The organism is Streptomyces roseifaciens (assembly GCF_001445655.1).
Lineage (GTDB): Bacteria > Actinomycetota > Actinomycetes > Streptomycetales > Streptomycetaceae > Streptomyces > Streptomyces aureoversilis.
Map to the genome: position 1 here is coordinate 1008932 of NZ_LNBE01000002.1, position 9424 is coordinate 1018355.

Annotated in this window: 7 protein-coding genes; 3 read left to right on the forward strand and 4 right to left on the reverse strand. The window is 69.2% G+C overall.

All coding sequences use genetic code 11. From position 1 onward, the window contains the following. Positions 1-57: 57 nt before the first annotated feature. On the reverse strand, positions 58-1044 hold the full coding sequence (locus AS857_RS05875) for a hypothetical protein (RefSeq protein WP_144440736.1): 987 nt from the start codon (positions 1042-1044) through the stop codon (positions 58-60). A 423-nt stretch (positions 1045-1467) separates the two neighbouring features. Between AS857_RS05875 and AS857_RS05880 the strand changes: the two genes are divergently transcribed. Next, on the forward strand, positions 1468-2430 hold the full coding sequence (locus tag AS857_RS05880) for a quinone oxidoreductase family protein (protein WP_058042012.1): 963 nt from the start codon (positions 1468-1470) through the stop codon (positions 2428-2430). A gap of 174 nt (positions 2431-2604) precedes the next feature. Beyond that, a protein-coding gene (locus AS857_RS37285; RefSeq protein ID WP_173864721.1) for an IS5 family transposase occupies positions 2605-3449 on the forward strand; the annotation gives its coding sequence in 2 pieces (ribosomal slippage) (positions 2605-2932 and positions 2932-3449; 846 coding nt in all). A gap of 15 nt (positions 3450-3464) precedes the next feature. Here AS857_RS37285 and AS857_RS05895 read toward each other — a convergent pair. The 3 genes from AS857_RS05895 to AS857_RS05905 all read right to left on the reverse strand — a co-directional run bounded on the left by AS857_RS05895 (position 3465) and on the right by AS857_RS05905 (position 7000). Next, on the reverse strand, positions 3465-3968 hold the full coding sequence (locus AS857_RS05895) for a DUF2505 family protein (RefSeq protein ID WP_058042014.1): 504 nt from the start codon (positions 3966-3968) through the stop codon (positions 3465-3467). Positions 3969-4181: 213 nt separating this feature from the next. Continuing rightward, complete coding sequence (locus AS857_RS41090; RefSeq protein WP_245699597.1) at positions 4182-4847, reverse strand: hypothetical protein; 666 nt, start codon at positions 4845-4847, stop codon at positions 4182-4184. Between the two features lie 137 nt (positions 4848-4984). Beyond that, positions 4985-7000, reverse strand: a complete 2016-nt coding sequence (locus AS857_RS05905; protein WP_160330190.1) for an NACHT domain-containing protein — start codon at positions 6998-7000, stop codon at positions 4985-4987. 466 nt (positions 7001-7466) lie between these two features. Between AS857_RS05905 and AS857_RS05910 the strand changes: the two genes are divergently transcribed. Continuing rightward, complete coding sequence (locus AS857_RS05910; protein ID WP_058042016.1) at positions 7467-9335, forward strand: lectin-like domain-containing protein; 1869 nt, start codon at positions 7467-7469, stop codon at positions 9333-9335. Positions 9336-9424: the final 89 nt, after the last annotated feature.

Genomic DNA, 9424 nt, shown 5'->3' on the forward strand with positions numbered 1-9424 from the left:
CTCTTCACACTGCTCGGCTTCGACTGATGACGTCCGGCCTCCTCGCCTGATGACGATTCACCTGATGGTGACCGAGCGTCCGGCATAGAAGTACCCGCAGAAATCACGGTAACCGCCGCGGTTGCAGGTTTCCGGATTCGTGATCCGGTTGCCGCTGTTGTCGTAGTCCCGGGCCTGTGTCCTGCCGGGCTTGTGGCCCCAGAAGTTGCCGCTGTGGAACCTGTACCAGTGGTAGTCCTGCCCCGGCCAGATGACGAGGGCTGTGAGCCAGCGGGGTTTCTCGCTGTCGGGCAGGCACTGGAAGCGCCGGACGAAACCGTCGGCGAGGGCGGCCTGGGTGACGTTCGGGCAGGCCATGGTCCCGGTCTGGGCGCCATGTGCCCGGCCGGGCTGGGCGAAGGTGTCGGTGCGGATGTTGCGCGCGTAGTTGTAGCAGTTGTTGTTGGGCTGGACTGCCGGGGTGTTCCAGAAGCCGGGGTTGAACGCGCCGAATTCGATGTAACAGGTGGCGCTCGGTGCGATTTCCTGGGCGGTTGTGCGCAGGGGGTGTGCGGGAAGCTCCGGGGACCGGGTCCAGGTCGGCGGCTCGGCCGCGAAGGCGTCCATCTCGCCGAGCAGCAGTTCGCGCAGCTCGTCGCCGAGCGGGGTCTGCTCGTGCTCGGCCAACCGCGTGTCCGCGTGACGGGTCATGCCTTCCACGACCCGGCGGGCCAGCTCGGCCGAGCGGCCCGGGTTTCGGGCGCCAAGGGTGCCCAGGGCGAAACTGCGGGGTACGGACTCGGGCCAGGGCTCGTCGTCGCTGACGGCGGAGACCACGACTTCGCGGTATCCCAGGCCGTCATACCCGGCTCCGGGTATTCCCACCACTTCTTCCGCCGCATCGGCCACGTCCGATAACAGATTCCTCACCGTGCTCCCGTCGGTGATGATCCAGGATGGGTCGGGACGGCCGGAGAATATACTGACCTCAATGCGCAGCATGCCGATGCTCCTCATCTGCTGGGGGACCCCTTGTTGGTAGCAGTGCCCGGCGAGCAGGGTCAATCACTTCCACAGAAGTGATATCGGGCCCCTCCGATTGGAGGTCCGATCTGCAGCTCGCAGATCGGAAGAATTCCGCTAGCTCGAATTCTGCAATAATGCACCGGCGGCGATAGTGCGCGTACGCACTCCGGTAGCGACCGAGTGATTGTTCCTTTTCTGCCGGGTCGTCGGGCAGGGCGCAGGGCCAAACAGAACCGCCAGTAGTCGGTGCCCTCGTCGGCGAGAAGGCCGTCGAGCGCCGAGGCTGAACAGGCGTCCCTTCGAGGACCGCGAGCAGGAGCAGATGCCGGGAGGGAGCGGGCAGGCCAGCCGGCCAACTCGCATGCCGCAAGTCATCTTTGGACTTGCCGGTCCATTTTCCGCTGCCTAACGTGCTGACCGTTCCCCCCCCCGCAACGAGCCCGTACAGGAAGGTGTCATCCCATGCATGCGATCCGTATCGAGGAGCACGGCGGCCCCGAGGTCATGCGCTGGACCGAGCTGTCGGACCCGGCCCCCGGCCTCGGCGAAGTACTGGTACGGCTTGGCGCCGCCGGGGTGAACTACATGGACATCGGCGCCCGCGCCGAGGGCGGACCGGGCTGGGCGGCCCCGGCCATCCTCGGCGCCGAGGGGATGGGGTACGTCACCGCCCTCGGCGAGGGGGTCACGGACCTGGCCGTCGGTGACCGGGTGGCCTGGTTCTACCACCCGGGCAGCTACGCCGAGCTGCTGGCCGTCCCGGCGGACTCGCTGGTCAAGGTGCCCGACGGCATCAGTGACGAGACCGCTGCAGCCGTGATGATGCAGGGCCTGACCGCCAGCCACCTGAGCACCGAGACCTACCCGATCGGTCCGGGCGACACCGCCGTGGTGCACGCCGCAGCGGGCGGCGTCGGCCAGTTGCTCACGCAGATGATCAGGGCGCGCGGCGGCCGGGTGATCGGCCTGGTCTCCCGCGAGGAGAAGGCCCCCGTCGCGAAAGAGGCCGGCGCGGATCACGTGCTCGTCCACTCCGGCGGGGGCTTCGAGGAGCGGATCAGGGAGCTGACCGGCGGACAGGGCGCCGATGTCGTCTACGACGGCGGCGGCGCCAGGACGTTCCACTCCTCCCAGGCGGCCCTGCGCCCCCATGGGGTGCACGCCTACTACGGCCCCTTCATGGGCGTTCCGACACTGCGGCCCACCGACCTGCCGAGCAGCATCCTGCTGACCTACCCCGTGGTTCACCACCACGTCGCCACCCGCGAGGCCCTGCTGCAGCGCACCGGCGAGCTGTTCGACCTGATCCTGGACGGGCGGCTCACTCCGCGGATCACCGGCCGCTACCCGCTCGCCGAGGCGGCCCGGGCCCACGCGGACCTCGAGTCGCGCCGTACCATCGGCAAACTGCTGCTCCTGCCCTGACCGGCCGTCACCCGAGCAGGCGCCAACTTCAACTCCCTTGCCCAGTCGTGGGCTTCAGGTGGCCCAGCCATGACCAGGCCCACGAAGAACACCGGCTCAGGACACGATCTCTCCCTGGAGTACTAACCCGTGACCTAGGCCGTTTCTTTCGGATCATCTGATCGTTGGTCTGGTGTGCCGTTGACTGACGTGCAGTGGGCGCGTATTGAGCCGTTGCTGCCGGACCGGACACCGAAGCGGGGTGGTCGATGGTGTGATCACCGTGTGGTGCTCGATGTGATCGCCTGGAAGTTCCAGAGCGGGTCGCAATGGGTCCACCTGCCGGAGAAGTACGGCTCGTGGAAGGGCGCGTACACGCGCCTGCGGAACCGGGCAATCGACGGCACCTGGGAACGTGTCTTTACCGCTCTGCTGGCCCGGGTCGATGCGGATGAGGACCTGGAGTGGGTGGTCGCGGTCGACTCGACCATCGTGCGTGCTCACCAGCATGCGGCCGGGGCCTGCAAAAAGGGGCCCCGGCCGGCGAGCCGGTTGACCACGCCCTCGGGCGGTCCCGCGGCGGCCTGACGACGAAAGTGCACCTGACGGCCGATGGCCGCTGCCGCCCGCTGTGCTTCGTCCTCACACCCGGACGAGCCGGAGACGCACCCGCTTTCGAGCAGGTCATGGCCAAGGTCCGGGTGTCGCGGCCCATCGGGAGGTCCCGGACCAGGCCGGACGCGGTCCTGGCCGACAAGGCCTACTCATCCCGCGCTATCCGTGACCACCTGCGACGACGGGGGATCAAGGCGGTGATTCCGGTCCCCGCCGACCAGCAGGCCCACCGCAAGCGACGTGGCAGTCACGGCGCTCGGCCACCTGCCTTCGACCGCGAGGCCTACAAGCAACGCAACACCGTCGAACGCTGCATCAACCGCCTCAAGCAGTGGCGCGGCATCGCCACCCGCTACGAGAAGACCTCAATCGTCTATCTCGCCGGACTCCACCTCGCAGGCATCTTCCTCTGGTCAGCACGCTGATCCGAAAGAAGCTGCCTACCCCTTAGCTGCCGCCAACCGCTTGGAGAGGGACGCCGCGATCCTCTCCGCTTCCTCCCGGTACACCTTTTCGAAGGTGGACTCGATCAGCCCGCCGACGCCGAAGACCTTGGCCTCGATCTCAGTCGACATGACCAGCTTGCTGAGGTCGGCCCCGGCCTCCTCAACGCGCACGGTGCCTCCCTGGCGCAGCTTGTCCGCCAGAGTCGAGGGCACCCGCTTCCAACTCCACGTGCGGGTGGGTGTGCTGAACGTGCTCTCCTCGGCGTCCCGATAGCCAGCGCCGAGCACCTTCGCCACCGGGACGGGCAGTTCACGCCTGGGCTCCATCATTACCTTGCGAGTTGTCTGCTCGGGGCCTTCCGTACGCTGAGTTACCTTCCACTCCGGGTATCCCAGATCCTGGAGGTACACCTCTTCCATAAACGCGTCGTCGAGGAGCAGTGCCCAAGCCTCGGGCGCAGCGCCTCGGAGGTCGTGGGTGGTCGTGAATTTCCCCATGCCCGCACGTTAGGGCCACCCGGCTCCGCACGGAGTGGTTTGCGCTGATCTGGCCGCCTCGGCCTGGCACCTGGCTGGAAATGATCAGGTGTGCCCCGTGTACTCAGCGTCCCTTCATGATCCCAAAGACACGGCCTAGCCCCGCGTTCGTGGCGGTGCCGTCTCGTACCGGCAGGCGCGCCCCAGCAGCCCCGGTTCGGCGTCCTCGGGCGGTCACCCGCGGGACGGGTCGACCACCGATCCGTCCGGCTGGACATGCAGAGTGGGGGACAGAAGGCTGCCCGACCAGGCGCCTCTCTCCGGTGCCGCCCACGCCTTCGTCTGTACGGCGACGGGGGTGCGCGCCACGGAGCAGCCCGCTGCCGTGACCCAGCGGGTGTCGGAGCCCGGCCCGGTCTCGACCTGCATACCGGCCTCGGCCGTGCAGGAGGTGAAGTGCCGGGGCACCGCGGTGTGGTAGCCGAAACGCAGGCGGACGGTCCGTCTCTCTTCCCCGCCGCGCAGCATGACCCCGAAGTCGATCCGGTCCTTCCACACCCGCGCGCACGGCCACCACTGGACGGCCCCGACAGCCTGGACGCTCGTCCGGCAGTGCAGGTCAGGCCCTTCCGGCGGGGAAGCGGCACCCGGAGGGGCACCCTGCGGCTCGGCCTGCTTTCCGGAATCCCGGAGTGCGCCCGACGGCTCTACGGCCACGGCGGACGGCGCTGCTGCGGGGGAGTCGTCCTCGTCGAGCTTGTGCTCCGCCCAAGCGCCCACCACGGCGGTGACGAGCGCCAGGACCAGGGCGCCGACGATGCCGACGAGCTTCTTGGCCCACGGCCGCATCCTGCCGCCGGAGGGGGAGGGGCTCGGCGAGGGCGAAGGGTTCGAGGTCATGACGGGCTCCGGCAGGGTGAGGCGACGTGGGTGTGCGTCGGGGGCATCGTCGACGGTGCGGTGCGGTGCGGGCGGGGAACGCCCAGGATCAAGGACACGTTCTTCAGAGGCTTCCTCAGGGCTTCCTCAGGGCTTCTTCATGGGCCTGCCAGGCTCTCCTGGAGGCGCTGGTGGCGGAACTGGTACACGGGGCCGTACTGACGCAGGATTCCGCGGTCGTAGGCGTCTTCCAGGAAGGTCATCAGCCGGAGCGGGAGCCGGCCGGTGAGCGCGAGCCAGCAGCGGGTGAGGGTGAAGAACCCCCAAGCGGAGTCGCCGTACCCGGACAGCGCGGCGACCAGGCCGAAACCGATGGCGGAGACGACGCCGGCCTCGGTCCTGGTCAACGCGAGGATGCCGAGGGTCACTCCGGCGCTGAGGCCGACGGCGCGGAGGGTGGCGGTGGTTCGGTCGCCGGCGAGTATCGATCTCGGCGTCAGCTCGGTCAGGCGCACGGGTCCTCGCAGGATGTCGGCGAGGCCGGTGACCATCACCAGGCAGACGATGACGGCGAGAACGATCACGACCGAACCCCACGCGGCGCCCAGCCCCCGCCACGCCAGGAGGGCGGAGGCGAACCCGATACCGCCGACGCTGCCCGCGACGAGGGTCCCGGCCAGGAGTCGTGCGCGTCCGCCGTGGTGGAGGACCGCGTGCACGGGGACGGGGCAGGAGCGGTCGACGTGTTGCCCGAAGAGACGGAACACGGCTTCGACCAGTTCGCCGCCGAACCCGAAGAAGGCCCCGCCGATGACCCCGACCGCGACTCCGACGCCGGTGCCGAAGAGCGAGGCCGCCGCGTAGCCGAGGAGGAGTCCGCCGCTTACGAGGAAGAACGTTCCGAGTACCGCACGGGGAACCGAGTGCGCCAGCTTCCACCAGGCGAGGTCGCGGGTGGCCGAGTGCTGGAGGTGCCGCGCGAGGTGGCCCAGCCAGCGTTCGGCCTCCTCGGCGGTGTAGGCGTGGCGGGGCCGGGCGTGGCGGGGGTCGGGGTACGACGGGTAGCGGGCGGGCACCAGGGAGCTGACGAGTGCGCGTTCGACCTCCTGGCGGGACCCGAGCTGCTGAACGGCGTCGACGAGGGTGGCGGGGCCCTGCCGGCCTCCGTAGGCGGACTGGGCCAGGAACACCATGAGCGGGGTGGAGAGCGCCTCGGCGAGGGGACCGGTCGGATGAGCTCTGAGGTGGTGGACGACCGGGGCCCAGCGGTGGTCGCCGACGGGTGCGGACCGATTCAGGGAGGCCATGGCCGAGTCGGCGTCGAGCGGGGCGAGTTCGATCACCGCAGCGCCCACGAGGACGCTGGAGGCCTCGGTCATCTCCTGGTAGGGGGCGACACGGCTGGTGACGACAACGGGCCGGCGGCCGCCCGTCGCGCGGTCGATGGCCGCGAGGACGTGCTGCTGTGAGGCCCTGGCTATCTCGTCGAGGCCATCGAGTACGGGAATGAGGGCGTGCTGCTGCATGAGCCGACGCGGTACGGCGTCCTGGCGGCCGTAGTAGAGCGAGGCAAGCTCGCGGACGATCCAGTCGTCGAGATGCTCCTGGGTCGGATCCCAGCTCCTGACCGGGAGGAGCACCGGTACCGGGCCGGTGCCCTGCCGCTCGTCGAGGAGGTCGAGAAGCAGGCGGGCCGCGAGGACGGACTTGCCCGAGCCGGACTCCCCGAGGACGACGAGGCGTCGCCTGGGGAGGGAGAGGTACCGCTGGGCGACATCGGTGACCGTGCCGGAGAAGCTGCTCTCGTCCCGGGCGGTGGCACCGGCGCCGAAGACCGCCTCGGGATGGTCGCGGAGGCCGGCGCGTGTGGTGACGGCCCAGCGCACGGGCAGCGATGCCAACCGGTGCAGGCCCTGGTTGGCCACTTCGCGCTGCCATTGGTCCTGTACGGCGTCGGCCAGGGTGTTGGCGAGTTCGCCGGTATCGGGGCTCCCGCCCTGTGCTTCCCTCTGCGGGCGGAGCGAGATCACGATGCCGAGGAGACCGGTCAGGAAGCCGCCCACACTGCTCATCTTGTCGGCCTGGTCCCACCCTTCGGGCCGGAGCCAGAGAAAGGCCCCGCCAAGCGCGAGGAGAACCGAGACGGAGAAGAAGAGCCACCGGCGCCGCGACATGACCGGCATACTGCCAGGCCGCATGGGTACGTGTGGTCGTCTTCGCCGAGCGGGTGGGTGCAGCCGGGGCAACGGGCTCGCGTACGCCCTTGGCCGTAGAGAGCTGTAGAGAGCTGTAGGGGGACGGACGTGACCGCGTCCTTCCGGGGTTCGTGGCCGGCCGGCGGTGAGGACGGCAGCGGGCACCGGGAACGACATGCCATCCTGGCCATGGTTGCGACAGGAGGGCTTTGCAGAAACGATCGATCGCGGCATTCCGGACAGGCTCCCGGACGGCCCTCCCCTTGCCGCACTGTGCCGGACCATCATGTCCGGCCTGCGCCACCGGCCTGTCCTGATAGCGCCGTTCCTCCGCCGATGGCGCGATGGAGCCGATGTGCGCGTATACGAGCCGGGCATAGCGTCCGGCTGACAGCGCGTACGTGTACGCGGATGCGAATCCGCGCATCGGACGGAGGTCCTGGAAATGTCGATCTTCCCCTACCGGCAGTCCTTCGCCGGATCGTCCACCCCCGCCGACTGGAGGCTCGAAGGCTCGGCACGGATGACCGGACAGGGCTGGCTCAGCCTCACCCAGGCGCGGACCTTCCAGGCGGGTACCGCCCTCTTCGACGTCGCCTTCCCCAGCGACAGCGGGATCTCGGTGCAGTTCGACCTCGCGGCCTACGGGGGCAGCAACCCGCCCGCCGACGGGATGTCGTTCTTCCTGATCGACGGAAGTGCCCGGACCGAGCCGGGCGGTCCGGGCGGAGCCCTGGGCTACGCCTGCTACCACAAGGGGCAGGGGGATCAGGTGCCCGGCGTCACCAAGGGGTATGTGGGCATCGGCATCGATCAGTACGGTTCGTTCTCCAACCCTCAGCAGGCCGGCAACGGCGGCCCGGGACAGCAGCCCGACCACGCCGTCCTCCGCGGCTCGGGGAACGGTTATGACGGCTACCAGTACCTCAGCGGCGCCGCTCTGCCGACGCTCAGCCTCACCCGTGAGTCCCCCACCCGCGTCCTCCTGTCGATCATCTCCAACAAGGTGACGGTCGCGGTCCGTCAGGGCGAGAACTGGCAGCCCCTGATCGAGGATTACGATCTCTCCACGGCCGGCGGGCAGGCCCCGCTCCCCGAGACGCTGAAGCTCGGCCTGTCGGCCGCGACCGGCGCGAACACCAACGACTACGAGATCCGCGACCTCGAAGTCACCCTCCCGGCCGACATGCCGCTGCACCTGACCGGCCCCCGGACGCTGCAAGCCGGATCGCCGATCGGCTACACGGTCAAGGTCCGGAACAACGGCCCCAACGCCTCCCCCGACGCCAAGGTCCACGGCAAGATCCCCAGCGAAGTCACCGGCGCGTCCCTCGGGGAACTCGTCCTCACCGGCGGCGCGACCGCCGGCCAGGGGGGCATCGACGACGGCACCTACACCCAGCTGCTGACCCTACCGGTCGGCAGTTCGGCCACCATTCCCCTGAACGGTACCGTCCGGGAGGGTACTTCCGGCGACATCACCTGCGACGGCACGATCACCTCCGACATCGTCGCCAACACCTCCTCCCATTCCTCCGATTCCGTCACCACCACCGTGACGGCGCCCCCGGCCCAGGCCGATGTGCCGCTCACCATGTCCGGCCCGGCGAACGCCGACGCGGGAACGCCGATCACGTACCGGATGACGGTCGTGAACAACGGCCCGTCGGCCGTCCCGGAAGCCGAGCTCACCGGCGCCACCCAGCAGCTCACGGGCGTCGTCCTGGACGCATCCCGGGTGTCGGGCGGAGTCGTCGCCGAGCAGGGGACGGTGACGGACGGCACGTTCACCCAGCCCTTCTCGGCCTTCCCCAAGGGGGGCACGGCCACCGTGTTGCTCACCGGCACCATCGACCCGAGCCACACCGGCAGCATCACCGCCACTTCCGCGATCGACACCGGGAACGTCACCAACACCTCGCCCGACAAGAAGGGTTCCGTCACCACCCAGGTCGGGCCCGCCCAGGTCGAGACCAGGTACACCAAGTCCGGCCCCAACCAGCAGAGCTGGCCCCCGGACTGGCAGGGCTACGTCTGGACGTACAACTTCACCCTGCAGGCGACCCGGAACCGGATCTGCGAGTGGACCTTGCAGTTCGACGTCACCACCCCGGGCAGCATCTTCAACAAGGGCGGCAACCCGGACCACTGGTACACCGTGACGGGCGACGGCTCCGACGGCACCATCGCCATCCAGCCCCCCAGGACAGGCCACTGCATCGAGCCCGACTCCCAGCTCACCGTGACCGTATGGGTGTTCAACCCCGAGCGGACCGACGGAGTCATCACCAACATCCGCTGCTACGCCAGCTGACCGCATCCAGCCGGCCGCACGGCCCGCGTACCCGGCCGTACCCGGACTGCGGCCGGTGCAGCCGCGGGACGACGTGAGCGTGACCGCCG